The sequence below is a fragment of the Streptomyces albus subsp. chlorinus genome, from assembly GCF_013302895.1.
Classification (GTDB): Bacteria; Actinomycetota; Actinomycetes; order Streptomycetales; family Streptomycetaceae; genus Streptomyces; species Streptomyces chlorinus.
Genome location: NZ_VJOK01000001.1, coordinates 7,109,382 through 7,130,360 on the forward strand (window position 1 = coordinate 7,109,382; position 20,979 = coordinate 7,130,360).

General features: G+C 73.5%; 18 protein-coding genes. 12 read left to right on the plus strand and 6 right to left on the minus strand.

Annotated features, from left to right (window positions below):
- Positions 1–75: 75 nt before the first annotated feature.
- Complete coding sequence (locus FM076_RS30820; RefSeq protein WP_173874112.1) at positions 76–414, minus strand: hypothetical protein; 339 nt, start codon at positions 412–414, stop codon at positions 76–78.
- 79 nt (positions 415–493) lie between these two features.
- A complete protein-coding gene (locus FM076_RS30825) occupies positions 494–1,210 on the minus strand; it encodes a TetR/AcrR family transcriptional regulator (protein ID WP_345945349.1) in 717 nt (238 codons plus the stop codon).
- Positions 1,211–1,397: 187 nt separating this feature from the next.
- Between FM076_RS30825 and FM076_RS30830 the strand changes: the two genes are divergently transcribed.
- The 3 genes from FM076_RS30830 (at position 1,398) to FM076_RS30840 (ending at position 4,182) form a co-directional block, all read left to right on the plus strand.
- Positions 1,398–3,026, plus strand: a complete 1,629-nt coding sequence (locus FM076_RS30830) for a CocE/NonD family hydrolase (RefSeq protein WP_173875122.1) — start codon at positions 1,398–1,400, stop codon at positions 3,024–3,026.
- A gap of 248 nt (positions 3,027–3,274) precedes the next feature.
- Complete coding sequence (locus FM076_RS30835) at positions 3,275–3,652, plus strand: hypothetical protein (RefSeq protein ID WP_173874114.1); 378 nt, start codon at positions 3,275–3,277, stop codon at positions 3,650–3,652.
- Between the two features lie 83 nt (positions 3,653–3,735).
- A complete protein-coding gene (locus tag FM076_RS30840) occupies positions 3,736–4,182 on the plus strand; it encodes a hypothetical protein (RefSeq protein ID WP_173874115.1) in 447 nt (148 codons plus the stop codon).
- A gap of 66 nt (positions 4,183–4,248) precedes the next feature.
- Here the strand turns inward: FM076_RS30840 and rbsK are convergent, their stop codons facing one another.
- Both rbsK and FM076_RS30850 read right to left on the minus strand, forming a co-directional pair.
- The gene (rbsK, locus tag FM076_RS30845; RefSeq protein ID WP_173874116.1) at positions 4,249–5,157 is read right to left on the minus strand and encodes a ribokinase; all 909 of its coding nucleotides are present in this window, start codon (positions 5,155–5,157) and stop codon (positions 4,249–4,251) included.
- Positions 5,154–6,515 carry a LacI family DNA-binding transcriptional regulator gene (locus FM076_RS30850; protein ID WP_345945350.1) on the minus strand — a complete coding sequence of 454 codons (1,362 nt, stop codon included), beginning with the start codon at positions 6,513–6,515 and terminating at the stop codon, positions 5,154–5,156. Before FM076_RS30850 ends, rbsK begins: the two co-directional genes overlap by 4 nt.
- Before the next feature lie 301 nt (positions 6,516–6,816).
- Between FM076_RS30850 and FM076_RS30855 the strand changes: the two genes are divergently transcribed.
- The 3 genes from FM076_RS30855 to FM076_RS30865 all read left to right on the plus strand — a co-directional run bounded on the left by FM076_RS30855 (position 6,817) and on the right by FM076_RS30865 (position 9,810).
- Positions 6,817–7,935 carry a nucleoside hydrolase gene (locus FM076_RS30855; protein WP_345945351.1) on the plus strand — a complete coding sequence of 373 codons (1,119 nt, stop codon included), beginning with the start codon at positions 6,817–6,819 and terminating at the stop codon, positions 7,933–7,935.
- On the plus strand, positions 7,932–9,371 hold the full coding sequence (locus FM076_RS30860; protein ID WP_173874117.1) for an MFS transporter: 1,440 nt from the start codon (positions 7,932–7,934) through the stop codon (positions 9,369–9,371). The genes FM076_RS30855 and FM076_RS30860 overlap by 4 nt, the downstream gene beginning before the upstream one ends.
- A gap of 124 nt (positions 9,372–9,495) precedes the next feature.
- Complete coding sequence (locus FM076_RS30865; protein ID WP_173874118.1) at positions 9,496–9,810, plus strand: hypothetical protein; 315 nt, start codon at positions 9,496–9,498, stop codon at positions 9,808–9,810.
- A gap of 34 nt (positions 9,811–9,844) precedes the next feature.
- Here FM076_RS30865 and FM076_RS30870 read toward each other — a convergent pair whose 3' ends face one another.
- A complete protein-coding gene (locus tag FM076_RS30870; protein WP_173874119.1) occupies positions 9,845–11,440 on the minus strand; it encodes a PH domain-containing protein in 1,596 nt (531 codons plus the stop codon).
- A gap of 162 nt (positions 11,441–11,602) precedes the next feature.
- Between FM076_RS30870 and FM076_RS30875 the strand changes: the two genes are divergently transcribed.
- Positions 11,603–12,133: a pyridoxamine 5'-phosphate oxidase family protein gene (locus FM076_RS30875; RefSeq protein WP_173874120.1), complete on the plus strand. Its 531-nt coding sequence runs from the start codon at positions 11,603–11,605 to the stop codon at positions 12,131–12,133.
- A gap of 385 nt (positions 12,134–12,518) precedes the next feature.
- The gene (locus FM076_RS30880) at positions 12,519–13,952 is read left to right on the plus strand and encodes an FG-GAP-like repeat-containing protein (protein WP_173874121.1); all 1,434 of its coding nucleotides are present in this window, start codon (positions 12,519–12,521) and stop codon (positions 13,950–13,952) included.
- 143 nt (positions 13,953–14,095) lie between these two features.
- Here the strand turns inward: FM076_RS30880 and FM076_RS30885 are convergent, their stop codons facing one another.
- On the minus strand, positions 14,096–16,453 hold the full coding sequence (locus tag FM076_RS30885; RefSeq protein ID WP_173874122.1) for an Orn/Lys/Arg decarboxylase N-terminal domain-containing protein: 2,358 nt from the start codon (positions 16,451–16,453) through the stop codon (positions 14,096–14,098).
- 259 nt (positions 16,454–16,712) lie between these two features.
- Between FM076_RS30885 and FM076_RS30890 the strand changes: the two genes are divergently transcribed.
- From FM076_RS30890 to FM076_RS30905, 4 genes are all read left to right on the plus strand, one after another.
- Positions 16,713–17,474 carry a DeoR/GlpR family DNA-binding transcription regulator gene (locus tag FM076_RS30890; RefSeq protein ID WP_173874123.1) on the plus strand — a complete coding sequence of 254 codons (762 nt, stop codon included), beginning with the start codon at positions 16,713–16,715 and terminating at the stop codon, positions 17,472–17,474.
- Positions 17,471–18,418, plus strand: coding sequence for a 1-phosphofructokinase (gene pfkB, locus FM076_RS30895; RefSeq protein ID WP_173874124.1), 948 nt, complete (start codon positions 17,471–17,473; stop codon positions 18,416–18,418). Before FM076_RS30890 ends, pfkB begins: the two co-directional genes overlap by 4 nt.
- A gap of 134 nt (positions 18,419–18,552) precedes the next feature.
- Positions 18,553–20,613 carry a PTS fructose transporter subunit IIABC gene (locus FM076_RS30900; protein ID WP_173874125.1) on the plus strand — a complete coding sequence of 687 codons (2,061 nt, stop codon included), beginning with the start codon at positions 18,553–18,555 and terminating at the stop codon, positions 20,611–20,613.
- A 37-nt stretch (positions 20,614–20,650) separates the two neighbouring features.
- Positions 20,651–20,926, plus strand: coding sequence for an HPr family phosphocarrier protein (locus tag FM076_RS30905; RefSeq protein WP_173874126.1), 276 nt, complete (start codon positions 20,651–20,653; stop codon positions 20,924–20,926).
- The last annotated feature ends 53 nt before the right edge of the window (positions 20,927–20,979 follow it).

The window sequence follows — 20,979 nt, forward strand, 5'->3', positions numbered from 1 at the left end:
CCCTGGCCCCGCCCGGTGGAGCCGGGAGCCCGCGCCGCTTCGGCGCCGCGTCTCAGGGGCGTCGCGCCGGGCCGGTCAGGCCGACTGCTGGAAAGCCCGTAGTGCGGCCCCCGCCGAGGCGACGTCCAGAGCGACGACGTACTCCTCGCCCTCCCGGCGACCGCGCTCCGAGAGCGCGAGGCCGATCAGCGCCAGTTCCGCGGCCTGGTCCCGCAGCGCGTACCGCGCGGGGCTCTCCCGCCCGGGGCCGGCCCGCTCGTCCCGTTCCCATGCGGCCATCGCCGCCTCGGCCACCGCCCTGGGAAGTCGTACGGTGACCCGGTCCAGCTGGGCGTCGAGGTGTGCGCCGATCTCCCTCAGCGCCTTCGCGTCATCCCTGAACCGCGCGTCCTGATCCCGGTCCTGCTCCTTCATGCGGTGAGGCTACTCGACGGCACCGGAGGGGACGGAACCCACCATGCGGTGGGGGAGCGGGGGGTGGGGGAGGGGGGAGTCAGGCGGTGTCGAGGCCGTCGACCAGGCGGTTGAGGAAGCGGGTGAAGGTGGCTTCGGGCGTGAGGGAGCGCCCGGGGGCCGAGAGGGCCTCGGCGAGTTCCGGATGGTGGCCGTCCGCGGCCACAGCGGCGAGGTAGCGGGCCTCGGCCGCGGCCCGGTCGGGGGACCGGACGGCTTCCCGCTGCGTGATCTCGTGGGCGACGTACCCGGCCACGAAGGCGGTGAGCTGGGCGAAGACCTCCAGCTTGGCCGCGCCGTCCAGCCCGGTCGGGCGCAGGGCGGCGAGCGCGTGCTCCAGGAATGCCAGGGTGTTGGGGCCCAGCGCGCGGCGGGTGGACAGGGCGGCCGGGAGCCATGGATGGCGCAGCATGAGGGCGCGCTGGAGGTGGGCGATGCCCTTGAGGTCGGCGCGCCAGTCGCCGGTGAGGTCGTCCGTGGCCGGCAGCTCACCGCTGACATGGTCGACCATCAGCTCCAGCAGGGTCTCCTTGTCGGGGGCGTAGCTGTAGAGCGACATGACGCCGGCTCCGACCTGGGCGGCGACCCGCCGCATGGTGACGGCGTCGAGCCCCTCCGCGTCCGCCAGCGCGACGGCTGCCGTCGTGATCGCCTCACGGCTGAAGGCGGGTCTGCGGCCCCTGCGGGGCCGGCCGGGGTCCAGCCAGAGCTGCTGGGGGTCGACGCCCGTGGCGCCGTTCCCTCCCTCACGGGTCACGGTCTTGGCGCTCCTTCCCCGGTTTCCCCGGTCGTCGCGGCGGCCTGGTGGATGCCATCCAAGCATCCGCTATTCTCGTACGACGTACGAGAATAGCGAGGGAACGATGGCACCACGCACACAGGACCCTGTGCCGAAGCCGGCCTGGGCACCGCCTCCGGGGAAACCGCCCCTGTCCGCACGGATGATGAGGGCGACCTGGCGCCGCCTCCCGGACAGGCGGTACGACGTCGGATGGGAGCCGGGACTCCCCGTACCCGCCGCCGACGGCAGCCCCTTGGTCACGGACCACTACTTCCCGCGTGCGGAGGGCGACTTCCCCACCCTCCTGGTGCGCTCGCCCTACGGCAGGGGCCTGCCGTGGTCCCCGATGTACGGACTGCTCCTCGCCGAACAGGGCTTCCATGTGCTCCTGCAGAGCTGCCGCGGCACCGGCGGCTCGGGCGGCGACTTCCACCTGTGGCGCAACGAGGCGGCCGACGGCAGGGCCACGGTGTCCTGGCTGCGGGAACAGCCCTGGTTCGGCGGAGAACTGGGAACCGTCGGCCCCAGCTACCTGGGGTACGCGCAGTGGGCCCTCGCCCTGGACCCGCCGCCGGAGCTGAAGGCGATGGTGGTGCAGGTGGGGCTGCACGACCCCCACGCCCTCTTCCACGCACAGGGCGCGCTCCGTCTGGAGAACGCCCTCGCCGTCGGCGCCGGCATGACGTACCAGCACCAGGGCATGGGACCGTTCCTGAACGCCACCTTGCGCCTGCGGCGCCGTCTTGGCGCCGTCACCACGGCACAACCGCTGCGCGGCGCCCACGCCGTCGCCCTCGGCGGCGAGGTGCCCTGGCTGGACGACGTGATGAGGCACCCGGACCCCGGCGACGCGTACTGGAACGGCGCGTCCACGGCGGAGGCGGCCGAGCGGCTCGCCGTTCCGACCGCTCTCCTCACCGGATGGCACGACGCGCTTTCCGACCAGACCCTCGAACAGTACGGCAGGCTGCGCCGGGCCGGATGCGAGACCGCCCTGCTCGTCGGCCCCTGGACCCACACCTCCGCGCTCCAGCGGGGCTGGCCCGAGGTGTTCACCGAAAGCCTCGCCTGGCTGCGTGCCCACCTGTGCGCCGACCCCTCAGGGCTGCGCCCCACGAGGGTGCGCGTGCACGTCGGCGGCCAGAACGCCTGGCGGGACCTGGACGACTGGCCCCCGGCCTCGCCCGTCACCGCCTGGTTCCCCGCACCGGACGGGCACCTCACCCGGCAGGCCCCCACGGATTCCGCGCCGCTGGCCGCCTTCCGCTACGACCCGGCCGACCCCACCCCGTCCGTCGGCGGCCCGCTGCTCTCCCGCACCGCCGGCCCCCGCGACAACAGCGCGCTGGAATCCCGGGGCGACGTCCTGACGTTCACCGGCCCTGAGCTGACCGAGCCCGTGGACGTCCTCGGCCCGGTCTCCGCGCGGCTGACCGTCTCCACGGACACCGGCCACGCCGACGTCTTCGTCCGCCTGTGCGACGTCGACGCACAGGGCAGGTCCGTCAACATCTGCGACGGCCTGGGCCGGGTGCGCACGAGAGCGCATTCGCCCACCCAGCTCACCGTGCCGATGAGTTCCACGGCCCACCGCTTCGCCGCCGGCCACCGCATACGCTGGCAGATCAGCGGAGGCGCCCATCCGCGCTACGCCCGCAACCCCGGCACGGGCGAGTCACCCCTCGAAGCCACCACCTTCACCCCGGTACACGTCACGCTTCACGCGGACTCGGCGCTGATGCTCGCCCACGGCGCCGGACCCCGCCCATCCGCCGGTCCCGGACGGGAGTGACCGGTGAGCCGGGCCACCGGCCCGGCTCACCCCCGGGCCGACCCGCCGCCCCGCGTTTTCGTGCTCATCGGATGAACGCCCCATGTACGCGGCACGGGTGAAAAGCGACCCCGTGCGAGTGACTGTCACCACGCTCCGTCCGGACCGCCTCGATCATGCCCATAGAAGCGGTGACCGGGACGGCGGGAGGCGGAAGGCGGATGCTCCTTCGGATGCCACCCGTGGCCCGTCGGCGGTTGTCGTCCCGCGTGTCCGCGGCAGCGCTGATCCTGGCGACCGTACTCACGCTGCTGCTCACCCTCTTCACCTTCGAAAGCTCACAACTGACGGCCGCGGAGCCGGAATGCCGCCCTGACCGGGCCCCCGCCGCGGCGGTCCCGTGCGCGCGGCCGGCCGTGGCCGTCCCGGAACGCGACCGGCACCCGGGGCACCATCCCTTCACCGTCCAGGTGTGTCCCGTGGCCACGGCCACCCACCGGACGCTGTGCCACACCCTGCTGCCCGCGGTCGCCTTCCCGGCCACCGGCGGTCCGGCACCGGCCGTGACCGCTCCCGCGCCCCCGGCCCCCGGCACCACCGCCGACTGTCCACCACGGACGGACCAACGGCAGATCCTGCGCTGCTGACCGGGCCCGCCCGCCCGGAGCCGAGGATGACCGCGCTCCGGCTGGCCACCGTTCCGGTTTTTCACCTCTGCCGCAGGAGAGTCATGTCCATCGACCCGTTCCGGGCCATCGCCGCGCTGGCGCGTGCCGAAGCCACCCGCGCCTCAGCTCCCACCACGCCGAAGCCCCGCACGTCCACCGAAACGATGAAAGAGACCGACGCGACGGAAGGGACCGACGCGACGGAAGGGACCGACGCGACAGAAGAGACCGACGCGGCGGAGAAGAGCGACCGGTCGGAAGACGCCGAGGCCACGGAGGTCACCGGGTCCCCGGAAAACACCGAACACCACGGCCACGATCACGACGCGACTCACGACCGCGACCGCCACTCATCTCCCGACGGCGACTCCGATCACGATGGCGATCCCGATCCCGACCACGACCCGGATCCGGACCCCGGAACCGTGTCCGACCCCGCCACCTCCGAGCGCCGCCGAACCGTCTGGCGCGCGGTCGCCCGGCGGATCCGCCACCTGCGGACGGCCTGAAGTCCCGTGCGGCCCGGCCGCGTGGCGGTGCGTCGCCCCAAAAGGGAAGCCCCGGCCGGGTGGACCTCAGTCGAGCGAACCCCGGTCGAGCAGGGCGTCGGCCTCCTCGCGCCGGGCCAGCGACGGCTGCGCCCCGGCCCGGGTGGTGCTCACGGCGGCGGCCGCGGCGGCCCACCGGGCGGCCTCCTCCAGCGACCGCCCCTCTGCCAGCCCCACGGCCAGCGCGCCGCAGAACGAGTCACCCGCGGCCGTGGTGTCCACAGCCTTCACGGGGAAGGCCGGAATGTGCAGATGAGTGCTTCCCTCGCACAGGAGGACGCCGTCCCCGCCGAGGGTGACGACAACGGCGCCGGCGCCCCGCAGCCGCCGCGCCGCCGCCGCGACCTCGTCGAGCGTCCCGGGCGCCGAGGACAGCCCGGCCAGCGCGGCGAGTTCGGTCCGGTTGGGCACCAGCAGGTCGACGCGGGAGGGGAGTTGGGCGCCCGCGACGGCGGGCGCCGGGTTGTACAGCACGGTACCGCCGGACAGCCGCGCGGCCTCGTGGTTGGCCTCGTCCGGGACCTCCTGCTGGAGGACGGTGACCCGGGCCCGGCCGAGGGTGCCGGCCGCCGCCGCGCAGTCGGCCGCGGTGAGCCGGGAGTTGGCGCCGGGGCTGACGATGATGGTGTTCTCGCCCTGGGGGCTGACGGCGATGAGGGCGCGGCCGGTCGGGGTGCCGGGGGTCCGCCGGATGTGCCGGACGTCCACGCCCTGCTCGCGGGCGGCGTCCAGCATCACCTCGGCCGCGTCGTCGTCACCGACCCGGCCGACGAACGCGACCTCGCCCCCCAGCCGCGCCGCGGCCACGGCCTGGTTGGCGCCCTTGCCGCCGGGGTGCTGGGCGATGTCCCCGCCCAGCACCGTCTCGCCCGGCACCGGATGGTGCGGGACGGAGGTGACGAGGTCGAGGTTGAGGCTTCCGACGACTGCGATCACTGTGCTGCCTTCGAGGAGAGGGGGCTGGGCTGAGGGGACGGGGCGCCCGGCGGGGAACCGGCGGACCGTGGCGCTGGGGCGGCACGGCTCGGTGCCGCCCCTCCCGAGGCCCCGGGGAGGGGCCCGGCCCCGGTTGCCGGCCCGGACACCGTCGACGCCCGGACGACGAGATGCGGCGCGAGCCGTACGGCGTGCCGTGCCACGGGTGTGTCCGGACCCGGTCCGGGCGCGTCGGCCGGAGCGGCGCCGGGAGGCCCGCCGGCGTCGGCGCCGTCGGCGGGACGGTCATCGGTGGGGCGGCCGTCGGCAGGACGTCCGTCGGCGGCCCGGGCGCCGATGGTCCGGCCGTCGTCGGGACGCCCGTCAGCGGACCGGCGTCCGGCACGGTGCCCGTCCGCGAGCCGCCGCTCCAGCAGCCGTACCGCTTCGACGGCGATGTCCCGCACCGGCTGCCGCACGGTGGTGACGGCGGGGTCGGCGAGGTCCGCGGGCGGGATGTCGTCGAAACCTGTCACGGCGACCTGGCCGGGCACATCGACGCCGAGCTGCCGCAGCCGCTGGATCGCCCCGAGCGCGATGAGATCGTTGCCGCACACCACGGCATCGGGAGCCGGGTCCGAGGTCCGTTCCCGCTCGTCCCACAGCCGGTCGACAGCCTCCCGGCCCCAGGCGGCGGAGAAGTCGCCGAGGGCGAGCAGCGGCGGCCCGCCGGAGGCCGCCGACGGGAGGGAGGCGACGCCCGCCTCGTAGGCGGCGCGGCGTTCCACCGCGGCCGAGGCGGTGCCGTCGGCGCCGATGTAGCAGGGCCGGCGGCGGCCCTGCGCGGCGAGATGGTCGAGCACCAGTGTCATTCCGGCGGCGTTGTCCACGGCGACGAGGTCGGCGACCCCCGGGCCGCAGCTTCGGTCGAGCAGGACCAAGGGGACGCGCGCGGCGGCAGCGGCGACGGCCGGCCGGCTCCGGTGCTCGTCCACGGGAACCACGAGCAGCGCGTCGACCTGCCGGGCCAGCAGGGCCTCGATCCGGGCGGCTTCCTTGCCGGGGTCGTCGTCGCAGTCGGCGAGCAGCACGGCGCGGCCGCGCTCGTCGAGGACGTGCGTCAGTTCCCGGACGAGCGCCGGGTAGAACGGGTTGGTGATCTGGGGGAGGACGAGGCCGACGGTGGCGGTGCTCCTGCTGCGCAGGGCGCGCGCGACCTGGTTGGGCCGGTAGCCGAGGTGTTCGGCGGCCTCCCGCACCCGGCGGGCGACGGCGGGGCCGACGGGCCGGGAGCCGGCCAGCACACGGGAGACGGTGGAGACGGAGTAGCCCGAGGCGCGTGCCACATCGCGCAGGGTGACGTCTGAGGCAGGAGTCACGGCGGCCACCAGTTCTTCGTCGGGATCGGGTGGATCCTATCCCCTTGCCGGTCGAGGATCGGCAAACGTTATCAAGCGGAACCCGCTTGCCTCAGCCCCCTGTGCACGGGTGTGACGCAGTCCTCCATTGACATCCTGGGAGGCCCTGCGCAGAGTCTTGGGAGAACGTTTTCCCACCACATCCCGTGGCTCCCGCCACACGCACCCGCCCTCCCGCCGCGCAGCCGCCAGGGGCAGGGGCGCCCCGGCCGACAGCAGGGGGAGGGCAGGGCGGCGGGAGGGCTGAGCAAAGGGGCTCTCCGTGGCCAGAAAGATCATCCTCGACTGCGACCCGGGGCACGACGACGCGATCGCGATGCTGCTCGCGCACGGCAACCCGGAGGTCGAGCTGGTCGCCGTCACCACCGTCGTCGGCAACCAGACGCTGGAGAAGGTGACGCGCAACGCGCTCGCCGTCGCCCGGATCGCGGGCATCACCGGCGTCCCGTTCGCGGCCGGCTGCCCCAGGCCGCTGGTGCGCACGGTGGAGACGGCACCGGACATCCACGGCGAGTCCGGCCTGGACGGCCCGGTGCTGCCCGAGCCCGCGTTCGACGTGGACGAGCGGCACGCCGTCGACCTGATCATCGACACGGTGATGTCCCACGAGCCCGGTGAGATCACCCTCGTCCCCACGGCGGGGCTCACCAACATCGCGATGGCCGTGCGCAAGGAGCCGCGGATCGCCGAACGGGTCCGCGAAGTCGTGCTGATGGGCGGCGGCTACCACCAGGGCAACTGGAGCCCGGTGGCCGAGTTCAACATCGTCATCGACCCGGAGGCCGCCCACATCGTCTTCAACGAGCGCTGGCCGGTCACCATGGTCGGGCTCGACCTGACGCACCAGGCGCTGGCCACCCCGGAGGTCACCGAGCGGATCGCGAAGCTGGGCACCCCTCCGGCGGTCTTCGTCAACGAGCTGCTGGACTTCTTCGGCGCCACCTATCTGGAGGCCCAGGGCTTCGCACACCCCCCGGTGCACGACCCGTGCGCCGTCGCGTACGTCATCGACCCGGACGTGATGACGGTGCGCAAGGCGCCCGTCGACATCGAGCTGCGCGGCGGGCTCACCCTGGGTATGACGGTCGCGGACTTCCGTGCGCCGGCGCCGGCCGACTGCCACACCCAGGTCGCCGTCGACCTCGACCACGCCCGCTTCTGGGACCTGGTCGTCGACGCGCTGGAGCGGATCGGCGAGGGCGGCGGCGCCGAGGCGGCGCGGTCGGCGGCCGAGGCGGCGCGGTCGGCGGCCGAGGACGCCTCGGGCACGGTCGGCGCTGCGGCCGAGACGACCTTTGAGGAGACCACCGGCGGACCGGCCGCCCCCGAGGGCACGGCCGGCGGCCCGGACACCCCGGCCGAACGGGCGGGACGGGCATGACCGGCGCCGCCTACCCCACCCTCACCGAGGGCCACGTGCGTCAGGGCCGGCCCGTGCGCATCGGCGTGCTGATGGCCGCGCTCCTCGTAGCCTGTTTCGCCTTCCAGCTGAACGCGAGCATGCTCAGCCCGGCGCTCAGCAGCATCGAACGCTCTCTGCACGCCAGTTCGGCCGAGATCGGCATGACGCAGACCGCGTTCTTCACCTCGGCCGCCCTCTTCTCCCTCTTCCTGCCGCGCCTCGGTGACCTCATCGGCCGCCGCAAGGTGCTCGTCGGCATGCTGGCGCTGATGGCCGTGGGCTGTGTCGTCGCCGCGCTGGCGAACAGCGTCCCGATGCTGTTCGCGGGCCGCGTCATCCAGGGTGTCTCCGGGCCCACCGTCCCGCTCTGCCTGATCATGCTGCGGGTCGAGGTCACCGAGCCGAAGAAGTACGGCACCCTGCTCGGCGTCATCACCGCGGTCAACGGCGGTATCGCCGGTGTCGACTCGCTCGTCGGCGGCTACCTCGCCGACCACCACGGCTTCGCCGCCGTGTTCTGGGCGATGGCCCTGGTCGCGGCCCTGGGTACGGTCCTGGTGGCGACGCTGGCGCCCGAGTCGCGCGCCGCCTCCGGTACCCGGATGGACTGGCCGGGCGTCGTCCTGCTCGTCGTCTCGGTGGGCGCGATGCTCATCGCGCTGAACGAGGCGGGCAAGCTGGGCGCCGCCAACTGGCCGCTCGCCGGTGGGCTCGTGGTGGTCTCGGCACTCGCCTTCGCACTGTTCTGGCGCGTGCAGGACCGCGGAACCCATCCGCTGGTCGCCACCCGCCACCTGCGCCGCCGGGCCACCTGGGCGACACTGCTGACCACGGTGCTCACCATGACCGGCGTCTTCGCCGTCATGAACGGCCTGCTGCCCGCCTTCGCGCAGGACGCCAAGGCCGGGCTCGGCATGTCGGCCGAGCAGTCCGCCTGGTGGACCCTCACCCCCTACGCCCTGGCCGGACTCGCCATGGGGCCGCTCGCCGGCCGGCTCGCCGCCACCCACGGCTACGGCCGCATCCTGCGCGCCGGGCTGGTCGGCGCGGCCGGAACGGTCGTGCTGATGCTGCTCACCCTGGACGCGCACTCGCGCTGGCTGCTGCTCGCGGCCTCGCTCCTGGTCGGTGTGGCGTACGCGGGCGTGGCCAACATCGTGCTCAACGGGCTGGGCATCGTGCACTCGCCCCGGGAGAACCCGGGCTTCCTGCCGGGGCTCAACGCGGGCGCCTTCAACCTCGGTTCGGGGCTCAGCTTCGCGGTGATCTACGCCGTGCAGACCGCGGCCCTGCCCCAGGACGCCTCGTCGCCCACCGGGTACGCCGCGGGGATGATCGCGGGGGTGGTGCTGCTCGCCGTCGCGTTCGGCACCTCGTTCCTCATCCCGAAGCCGGTGGCGGCCGAGACGGACTGACCGGGCCGGCCCGGCGGACCGACCGTGCCGCCGACCGCACCCGGGCCCCGCCCCGAGGAACGGCACCGGACCCACCGCGGTCCGGTGCCGTGTCCGCCCGGTGGTCCCGCACGTTGGTGGGGACATGAACCGTATCCCTGTGCTCCGTGCCCTGGTGCTGGCCGCCGCCACGATCGGCGCCGTCGGCGCCGCGACACCCGCGAACGCCACCTCCGTCATCGGTCTCGGCAACGCGGCTTTCGGCAACGCCTGCGCCGACCACGGAGGTTCCCGCGCCGACGGCGCCACGACACGGCACAGCGGCCTCATCGGCGGACTCGGCGCCGCCCTCCCCGCCAGTAGCCCTGCCGTCAAGTGCGGCGACCTCGGGCTCCCCACCGTCCTCCGCGAGGAGGTGGGTGTGGACGCCGTCTCCGAGTTGACCGGTGGCGAGATGTGACCCACCGGCTGATACGGCGCCGTGGCCGGCCACGTCACGGCTCGGGGACCGTGCTGCTCGCGGGAGGCGTTGTGCGCGCCGGATGCGCGGGCGTGCTCGGCCCGCCCAGCTCCCGAAGTACACGAGCGAGATCCGCCGGGGCGGCGGCGAGGCGGACCGTCCTGCCCGCATCGTCGAGTTCGGCGATGTGCCAGCTCCTGGGGACCGTGTCGCCGTCGTCGCCCCGTACGCGTCGTACGGTCTTGAGGGTGAGCCGTTCGACCGGCACGGGCTTCGCGGCGAACCGGCCCGGACCGGGGTGCGGGGTCACCGCGGGCGGACCGTCTCCGAGGAGGATGTGGGTGCCGAAGAGGTGCGGGTTGTAGTCGGTGGGCTCCAGGAAGCGGGCGGGCACGTACACCTTGTCCGCCCGGTACGCGCCTTCCCGGTCCCGCCCGTGCTCATCGGCCGCCGCCGCGGGCGTCCGTACGCGGGTGGCCCGCCAGGCCCCGCACAGCAGGCCCAGCGTGACGAGCGAGCCCGCGACCGTCCACGCGACCGTCGCGGGAGTGGAGAGCGGGATCGTGGGGTGCAGGTAGCAGAGGGGCAGCAGCCACACGGCCGTACCCGCGAGCGCGCCCGCGAACGGCAGCGCCGGCGGGAGCACTTCGTCGTCGGGCAGCCGGCGCCCGCGCAGGCGTACCAGCATCCGGGCACCGGGGTAGCCCGCGGCGAGGGCCAGCGCGGCGGCGAGGAGGGCCACGCTCCCCGTACTGACGATGTGCTTGCGCCACACGTAATGCCGGCCCGCGACCTTCCGCACCTCGCCGCGCCAGATGGTCAGCTCGACCCGGTCCCCGGACCGGAACCCTTGGGCGGCCTCGCGCGGGACGGCGAGCCGCTCCAGCGGCCGGTCGTCGGTGAAGTAGAGCCAACTGCGCCGTCTGGGCTGGTTGGCCTCGGTCCTGGCGACCACCGCGGCCGTCGTGGTCAGGCACTCGCGGCGTTCCATGGCGGGCGTCCCGGCGGCGCAGGGAGTGGCCGAGCGCCACGCCCGCTCGTACGCTGCGGCGTCCGGGACGCACCACGCGGCCACGCCCGCGCCCGCGAGCAGGAGCACGCACACGGTCAGCAGCCCGGCCGAGCCGTAGCCGGCGGTGCGGTACGAGATGACGGGCACGTGGTCCGATTCCGGTGCCCCGTGGCGCGCGTGCAGCGCGCGGAACGCGTCCACGTGCGCCTCGAAGTCAGGATCGTCCCGGGTCCAGCTGCGCGGCAGGGGCAGGAGGGACCTGCGGCCGTCGCGCAGCGCCAGGCCGAGACGACGGGCGTCCTGGACCCGCGGGTTCCTCTCGTGGACGAGGTGGATGCGCAGGCCGGCGATGTCGTCCCACCGCACAGTCCGGCGCCGCAGCAGCGTACGGGAGTGCACCCCGTCCGCGTCGGCGCTCACCCGGACGGTGAGCGCGTACAGGGCCGGTACGCCCACCAGCGCGAGCAGCACGCCGACGCCCAGCCACGCGTCCAGGAACCCGCCCCGGCCGGCCAGGCGCACCGCGGCCAGAACCGCCCCGGCCGCACCGAGGCCGACGAGGAACCACAGAGGGCGTTTCCACGGGAAACGGCAGGTCACTTCCTGGACAGCGGTCATGCCCGAGATCCTGCCAGCGGCCGGCCCGCACGTTCTTGTGCGACCTCCGGCAGTCTCACGGCCCGGAACTCTGCCGAGCGCATACGGAAATGCCCCGGCCCGAGGCGCGCGGCCTGCGGCATTCGGCATGTGCCGTCCGGGAGGCATGACTACTGTTGCCGGATGCGCGAAACGCCAGAAGACCTCAAACAACTCCAGGCCCTTCTCGACGCCTCCCTCTCCCGCTCCACCTCGCACCTGCGGTCGATCATCAACTCCGAGCGCACCCTGACGGCGGAGCAGCTCACCCAGGTCCTCACCGGGATGCGCACCCTCGCCCTGTCCACCGTGACGGCGAAGGGCGAGCCGCGGATCAGCGGTGTGGACGGGCATTTCCTGCACGGCATGTGGCATTTCGGTACGGCGCGTGAGGCCGCCAAGGCCCGGCATCTCGCCGCCCGGCCCGCCGCCAGCGCGGCGCACATGCGCGGGGAGGACCTGGGAGTCTTCACGCACGGCACGGTGGAGATCCTCAACCCCCAGGACGGTGAACCCGCCGCGGACTGGCCGGAGTTGCTCGCTTACCTCAAGGACTTCTACGGCGAGGACGCCTTCGACTGGGACAACGAAGTCGTCTTCTACCGGCTGCGTCCGCACTGGATGACGGTCTTCGCGCCCGATCTCGCGAAACTCACCGCGGTGCCTCGGTCCTGAGCCGCGGGAACCGCTGTCCCGGATGACCGGTATGCGCGAGGGGGGGGTGGGTGCCGGCATGGCCGGCACCCACCGCGTGCTGAAGGCTTCCCCGTCGCTTCCGCGAAACCACCGTCCTGCTGACCCGGACCGCTCACGCGCCGCGCGCGCTTCCGGCCCGCCGCGCTCCCGGCCGCGGTGGGCGCGGTGCTCTCCGCCCGGGTCGACCACGAGATCCAACTACGCCGACCCGGGCGACCGCAACGTGCGCGGCACGACGCTGCCCCTGCCGCACAACCATGCGCCCGGTCGAACAGTCTCACCCCCGGAGCCGGCACTCAGCCGGTCCGTACTCCGTCCCGGAAGTCCCTACTCCGTCCCCGGAAGAGAGCGAAGAGGACACCGTATGCGTACCCGCGCGCTTCTCACCGCAGCGACCCTGACGGCCCTCGCCGCCGCCGGTCTCGTGGTTCCCCTCGCGACGGCCGCTCCGGCGGTCGCCGAACCCTCCGGGCGGCACGGGGATTTCAACGGCGACGGCTACCCCGATGTGGCCGTCGGAGTGCCCGAGGCCGACGGCAGGGCCGGTGCCGTGGTGGTGACGTACGGGTCGGCGTCCGGTGCCTCTCCGTCCCGCTCGGTGCGCCTCACGCAGAACACCGCGGGCGTGCCGGGGAGGGCGGAGGCGGGCGACCAGTTCGGTGAGAACGTCACCAGTGGGGACGTGAACCACGACGGCTACGCCGATCTGATCGTGGGGGCCCCTTACGAGAAGGTCGGCGGCAGGCCCGACGGCACCCTGTCGGTCGTCTGGGGCGGTGCGAGGGGCCTCACGAGCGGCGGCATCGCGCTCGGCGCCCCCACGGCCGGCGACCGGAACTTCGGGCAGGGCGCCTCCTTCACCGATCTGGACGGAGACGGCACGGCGCAGCTCCAGGTCGTCAGCGGTCGCCATTTCTGGTGGTACCCGGAGACGACGCCCAAGGGCGACGGCAGCGACGTGCCCCTGCCGCTGGAGGCCGATTTCCTCCCCGAAGACGTCCAACTGGACGGTGTGGCCGCAGGACGCTTCTCGGGCACCGAGGGCAGCGACTTCGTGCTGTACGGGAAGCGGGGGGACGGTGACGGCGACTATCTGGCGACCTTCCGCGGCGGCCCGGGTGACATCGGCTACTACCACAGCGTCCTGTCCGACGCCGGCACCGAGATCCGTTCGGTGGCCACCGGTGACATCGACAAGGACGGCTGGACCGACCTGGTCACCGGCGAACCTGTGGGGGACCGGGAGGCAGGCGCGGTCACCGTGTGGTGGGGCGCCGAGGGGGGCCTCGACTCCGGCCGGGAACCCGCGAGTTACGACCAGGACAGCCCCGGCGTCCCGGGCACCGGCGAGAACGGCGACAGCTTCGGCGCCGACGTCTCCGTGGGGGATGTGACCGGCGACGGCTACGCGGATATCGCCGTGGGCGTCCCCTCGGAGGTGGTACGCGGTAGCCGCGCGGGTGCAGTCGTCCTGCTCAAAGGCTCCGCCGACGGCGTCAGCCCCACCGGCGCGCAGACCGTCCACCAGGAGACCGCCGGGGTGCCCGGCGCCGGTGAGGACGGTGACCGTTTCGGCTCAGGTGTGCATCTGGCCGACATCGACAAGAACGGGAAGGCGGACCTGTTCGCCGGAGCCGGTGGCGAGGACATCGGCACGGTGACGGACGCGGGAGCGGCCTGGGTCCTGCGGGGTTCCTCGTCCGGCCTGACGACGGCCGGTGTCACCTCGTTCGACGGCGCCGACTTCGGTTTCCCCCGGAACACCGGCCTGCGTTTCGGCGAGGTCTACGACCACTGAGAACAGCCCTCCGGCGCGGCGGGCAGATCGGTTTCGCCTCCGGCGACGGGCGCCGGGCCCGGGAGCACGCGGTTCCGTGCGGATCCCGGGCGGTGCCGGCCCCGGCCGGGCCGCGCGGGATCGGTGCACGAGGCGGAATCGGTTCACGAGGTGGGGCGGGAGACGCACTCGATCAGGTAGTCGCCGGTCTCGGCGTCGAGGGTGACGCCGTGTGCTTCGCTGTGGAAGCCGGGGAAAGCACGGTCGAACGCCTCCAGTGCGCTCAGGTAGCGCAGGAGCGGTCCTTCGGGGGTGCCGGTGGACTCGCCGGGCATCAGGACCGGGATGCCCGGTGGCGTCACGGTGACCATGGCGGCTGCGACGCGGTCGGCTGCTTCGACGAGGCGCACGCGTTCGGTGCCTTGGCGGATGAGTTTCTGGTAGCAGCGCTGAGGCGGTTCCACGGGCCTCGGGAGCTGCTGGAACGCCGTGTCGAGCGTGGTGATCAGCTCCGCGCCCGTGAGGTGTTCGTGCATCCGCCGGCACAGCTCGGGCAGTGTGGTTCCCGCGTAGTGGGAGGGGAACTGGCCGACGAGGCCCGGCAGCACCCGCTCCAGTGGTGCGTCGGTGTCGTGGAGGGTCTTGAAGTCCATCAGGGCGTCCATCAAGGTGCCCCACTTGCCCTTGGTGATTCCCATGGAGAAGAGGACCAGTGTGGTGTAGCTGTCGGTCTTCTCGACGACGATGCCGCGTGTGGCCAGGTATGCCGTCAGGACGCGGGCCGGGATGCCCCAGGGTGAGGTCTCTCCCTTCGCCGTGCCCCCGGGGCAGGTCAGGGTGACCTTGACCGGGTCGAGCATGCAGTAGCCCTCGGTCAGGCCCTCGAAGCCGTGCCAGTCGGCGTCCGGTTCCAGCAGCCAGCAGCGCGGTTCGCTGCGCAGCAGCGCGGCGGGGGCGTCCGCGAAGGTGAGCTGCCGGCCGGTGGCAGGGTCGGTGACCGATTCCGGCTGCCAGACGCCGAAGAACCAGTCGGGACGGTCCCCGGCCTCGGCGATGCGGCGCCCGGTGCGGACCACGGCTTGGCGGAAGCGGATGGCCTCCGTGACGGCCTCGTCGATCAGCCACCGGCCCTGCGGGCCGTCCATCATGGCGGTGGCCACGTCGAGGGAGGCGATGGCCGGGTAGAGCGGCGAGGTGGTGCCGTGCATCATGAACGCCTCGTTGAAGCGCGCGGGTTCGACCGGGGCGCGGGGTGAGGACTTGATGTGCACCATGGCGCTCTGCGAGAGCGCGGCGAGCAGCTTGTGCGTGGACTGTGTGGCGAAGACGGTCGGCCGCTGGGCGTCCGGGAAGGTGTCGGGGCCGACGGCCATGCCGTAGCGGCGGGCGTAGAGGGGGTGGAAGCGGGCGTAGGCGAACCATGCCTCGTCGAAGTGCAGCCGCGGGGTGCTCGGCGCGAGGGCCCGGGCCGCCGCGATGGTGTCGTAACACAGCCCGTCGTACGTGGAGTTGGTCACCACCGCGTACGCGGCCTGCTCGCTGACCGCTCCGGCTGCCAGCGGGTTGGCGGCGATGCGCGCGGCGACGGCGGCCGGGTCGATCTCGGCGCCCGGCAGGGGGCCGGCCAGACCGTAGCCGTTGCGGGTGGGGACCAGGTAGACGGGGCGGGCGCCGGAGATCACCAGCCCGTGCAGCACGGACTTGTGGCAGTTGCGGTCCACCAGGGCGATCTCGTCGGCGGTGACGCTGTAGTGCCCCACCATCCGGTCCGCGGTCGAGTTGCCGTGCAGGACGAAGTACGTGCGGTCGGCGCCGAAGACCCGGGCGGCGTTGCGTTCGGCCTCACCGATCGGACCGTTGTGCTCGAACAGGGAGCCCAGCTCTCCCACCGAGATGGACAGGTCGCTGCGGAAGAGGCGTTCGCCGAAGTAGTCGAAGAAGGCGCGCCCCACCGCGGACTTGAGGAAGGCGACACCGCCGGAGTGGGCGGGAGTGTGCCAGGAGTACTCGTGCGCGTCGTCGAAGCGCCGCAACGCCTTGAAGAACGGCGGCAGGACGTCCCAGTGGTAGGCACGGGCGGCGGTGGAGACGCGTCCGGCGATGAAGGCGGCGGTGTCCTCCAGCGGCCAGATGTAGCCGACCACGGTCTCCGAGACCCACAGCGGCAGCTGTTCCAGGTCGTGGTCGGAGTCGTCCGTCATGAGCAGGAAGACGGGGAGGTCCCTGGACCGGCTTTGGATCAGCCGCAGAACGTCGGCGCCGCCGCCCCCTCCACCGCCATCCTTGCCCCCGTCGCCGTCCCGTCCGGCCGCGCGTTCGCCCGGCAGCTCCCAGGCCACCACGGCAGCGGCGAGCCCCGACTCCGTACGCAGGACTGCGCGGGCGTCCCGGGCGTCGGCCGCCCAGCGGACGTCCAGGCCCCGGTTTCCGAGTTCTTTCGCGATGCGCCGTAACTGCTCGGCGCCGACGCCTCCTTGGAGCAGGTTCTCGCGCAGAGCAAGCAGAACTGTGCCGTCCACCATGACGTCTCGCCCTCTGTAGCCACGGACGCCCGGCGGCGTCGGCCACAGTCTCGGCCCGGCCCGGGGAGGCCGCCGGTGGGCTGCTGTCTGTTTCACCCGAAGGAGCTACGGTCCGGATATTTTTCCGTACTGTCCTGCTTGTCCAGCTCGGGTGTCCGACCGCTTCTGTTTTCTTGCCCGAACCTGTTTACTTCCGCGTCACGTGGACGTAGCGTGCCCCAGAACCACATGTTCGGGCATGGAACGGAAGCAAACCCACATGTACGCTGCGGAACGCCAGCAGGAGATCCTGCGCCTGGCCGGGGAGCACGGGAAAGTCGATGTGCTGTCCCTCGCCGAGGAATTCCAGGTCACGGCCGAGACCGTGCGCCGTGACCTGAAAGCCCTCGACCGGGCCGGCCTGCTGCGGCGGGTGCACGGCGGCGCCATCCCCACCCGACGGCTCGACTTCGAACCCGACCTCACCGAGCGGGACACCGTCGCCGCCGACGAGAAGGACCGCATCGCCCGGGCGGCCCTGGCCGAGCTGCCCGACGAGGGCAGCGTAATCCTGGACGCCGGCACCACCGCCGCGCGGCTCGCCGCCGTACTGCCCGTCGACTCCCCGCTCACCGTCGTCACCCACGCCTTGCCCGTCGCGGCGCGGCTGGCCGACCACCCCGGTATCTCGCTCCACCTGGTCGGCGGCCGGGTGCGGCACCGCACCCGCGCCGCGGTCGACGACTGGGCACTGCGCGCCTACGGCGAGATCAACGCCGACGTGGCCGTCCTCGCCACCAACGGCTTCTCCGCCGAGGGCGGCCTCACCACGCCCGACCTGGCGGAGGCCGCGGTCAAGCGCGCCATCGTCCGCGCGGCCCGCCGCGTGGTGCTCGTCGCCCACTCCGACAAGTACGGGCAGAAGTACTTCGCCCGCTTCGGCGCCCTGGCCGACGTGGATGTGCTCGTGACCGACTCCGCTCTCGGCCCCGGAGCGGTGCGCGCGGCCGAGGAGCAGGGTGTGAAGGTGGTCCGGGCGTGATCGTCACCGTCACCCCCAACCCGAGCCTGGACCGCACCTACGAGCTGCCCGGTCTGACGCGGGGAGCCGTACTGCGCGCCGGAGCCGACCGGGTCGATCCCGGCGGCAAGGGAGTCAACGTCTCCCGTGCCGTGGCCGCGGCAGGGCACCGGACGGTCGCCGTCCTGCCGTTGGGCGGTCCGGAGGGCGCGCTGCTCGCCCGGCTCCTCGACCAGCACGGCATCGAGGCCGCGGGCGTCCCGGTCGACGGCTCGACCCGGGTGAACATCACGCTCGTCGAACCGGACGGCACCCTCACCAAGGTGAACGCCGCAGGACCCCGGATCTCCCCGGCCGCCGCCGAAGCGCTCCTGGAGCACGTGCGCGTGCGGGCCTCCGGTGCCGACTGGGTCGCCTGCTGCGGCAGCCTCCCGCGCGGTCTGTCCCCCGAGTGGTACGGCGAACTGGTCGCGCGCTCCCACCGCGCGGGGGCGCGCATCGCTCTGGACACCTCGGGCCCCGCGCTGGCGTCGGCGCTGCGGGAGCGGCCCGACGTGGTGAAACCCAACGCCGAGGAACTGGCCGAGGCCGTCGGCCGTCCGCTCGCCACGGTCGGAGACGCCGTCAAGGCCGCGGAGGAGCTGCGCGGTCGCGGCGCGCGCACCGTACTGGCCAGCCTGGGGGCGGCCGGCCAGCTGCTGGCCGACGGCTCCGATGTGTGGTTCGGCAGCGGCCCGGCCGTCCCCGTGCGCAGCGACGTCGGCGCGGGGGACGCGTCGCTCGCCGGTTTCCTGGCCGCCGGCGGCAGCGGTCCCGCGGCCCTGGCCGCGGCGGTCGCGCACGGCACCGCGGCCGTCCAACTGCCCGGCAGCGCGATGCCGGGCCCCGGCGAGATCGACACGGCACGGGTGACGGTCACCTCGGACCCGCCGCTGGACCGCCCCCTGCCCGGGGACCCGGCGTGACGCCCCCGCCGCATCCCCGGCCCTTCCTCCCGGGGCACGCGCTCCCGGCCCCCGCGCCCCCGAGGTTTCCGTACGTCCCCGATCGTCCCCACGCCCCGCCCTTCGGGCGGTCCGCGAGCAAGGAGCCGTGTGAGATGACGCAAATGATCACCGCGGAGCTGGTCGACCTCGATCTCTCCGCCTCGACCAAGGACGCAGCCGCCCGCGCCCTCGCCGAGCGCATGGTCACCGCGGGCCGCGTCACCGACCTCGACGGCTTCCTCGCCGACGTGGCCGCGCGGGAGGAGCAGCTGCCCACCGGGATGGACGGCGGCATCGGCATCCCGCACTGCCGCAGCGAGCACGTCACCGAACCGACGCTCGCCTTCGGGCGCAGCGCCCACGGCATCGACTTCGGCGCCCCGGACGGCCCGGCCGACCTGGTGTTCCTGATCGCCGCCCCGGCAGGCGCGGACAGCGACCACCTGACCATTCTCTCGGCGCTGGCCCGCAAGCTGATGGACGACCGGTTCACCGAGGCGCTGCGCACGGAGACCGACCCCGCCGCCGCGGCTGCCCTCATACGCGGCGAGCGGGCTCCGGAAAGCCCCCGTACCGGCGACGAGGAGCAGCGGGCGTCCGGCCGGCCGGACGGCACCCCGGTCCCCGCGGACGGGCAGGCACCGGCCCCGGCGACGGACGAGGCGCGGGCAGCGGCACCGTTCCGTATCGTCGCCGTCACCTCCTGCCCCACCGGCATCGCCCACACCTATATGGCCGCCGAGTCGCTGGAGCGGGCAGGCCGCGACGAGGGCGTCGACGTCGTCGTGGAGACACAGGGCTCGGCCGGCTTCACCCGGCTCGACCCGGCGGTGATCGCGGCGGCCGACGGCGTGATCCTCGCGCACGACGTCGAGGTACGGGACAAGGACCGCTTCGCCGGCAAGCCGACCGTCGACGTCGGCGTGAAGGCTGCGGTGACCCGGCCCGGGGAACTCATCGCGGAGGTCCGGGAGAAGGCCGCCCGCGGCGAGGTGCCGCCCGCCCCGTCCGCCGACGGACCCCCCGCGGAACGGGCGGAACCCTCCGAGGACGGGTTCGGCACCCGCCTGCGCACCTGGCTGATGACCGGGGTCAGCTACATGGTGCCGTTCGTCGCGGCCGGCGGCCTGCTGATGGCGCTGGCCTTCGCCCTCGGCGGCTACGAGATCACCGAAGCCCCGTCCGTGGCGGACCACTTCGTATGGACGCAGACCGCCAGCTGGGCCGCCCTGATGCACCAGACCGGCAGCACGGCCTTCACCTTCCTCGTCCCCGTCCTGGCCGGCTACATCGCCTACGGCATGGTCGACCGGCCCGGCCTCGTGCCCGGCATCGTCGGCGGCGCCATCGCCGCCACCATCGACGCGGGCTTCCTCGGCGGGCTCGTCGCGGGCCTGGTCGCGGGCGCCGTGGTGATGGCCGTCCAGCGGGTGCGCGTGCCGCCGACACTGCGCGGGATCATGCCGGTGGTGGTCATCCCGCTGCTGTCCACCGCCGTCGTGGGCTTCCTGATGTTCGTGGTGATCGGCAAGCCGATCGCCGCCCTCCAGAAGGTGCTGACCGGATGGCTCGGCGGCCTCTCCGGTACCAACGCCGTGCTCCTGGGCATCCTGCTCGGCCTGATGATGTGCCTCGACCTGGGCGGCCCGGTCAACAAGGTCGCCTACGCCTTCGCCGTCGGCGGCCTCTCCGACCCTACCGACGGCAGCTTGAAGATCATGGCCGCCGTGATGGCGGCCGGCATGGTGCCGCCGCTCGCCATGGCCCTGGCGACGACCGTGCGCGGCTCCCTGTTCACCCAGGCCGAGCGGGAGAACGGCAAGGCGGCATGGGTGCTGGGCGCCTCGTTCGTCAGCGAGGGCGCCATTCCCTTCGCCGCCGCCGACCCGCTGCGGGTGATCCCCTCCGCGATGGCCGGCGGGGCGGTCACCGGCGCCCTCTCCATGGCCTTCGGGAACACGCTGCGGGCCCCGCACGGCGGTGTCTTCGTCGTCCCGCTGATCGGCCGTCCTCTCCTCTACCTGCTCGCGATCGCCGTCGGCACCGCGGTCTCGGCCGGCCTGGTGATCGCCTTGAAGAGCACGCATGCCCGACGGCTCCGCGCCGCCGCCCGCACCGGGATCCCGGCGGACGCGGAGACGGAGACGGACCCGAAGACCGCGACGTCCGTCTGACCCCCAACAGCCCCTGACCACAAGGAGTGTGACCCCCATGCCCGAGCGCACTGTCCTGATCGGCGCCAAGAGCGGACTGCACGCGCGGCCCGCCTCCCTCTTCGTCCAGGCCGCCGCCCGTCAGCCCGTGAAGGTGACCGTCGCACGGGACGGCCGGCCGCCGGTCGACGCCCGCAGCCTCCTCTCGGTGCTCGCCCTCGGCGCCGAACACGGCGACTCCGTCGTCCTGGCGGCCGAGGGCGACGGCGCGGAAGCGGCGCTCGACGAACTCGCCGCACTCGTCGCCTCCGACCTCGACGCGGCGGGGACATGAGGGCTGACGCCGTCACGATGTGACGGCCGACGCGCTGTGCCCCGGGCAGCTTC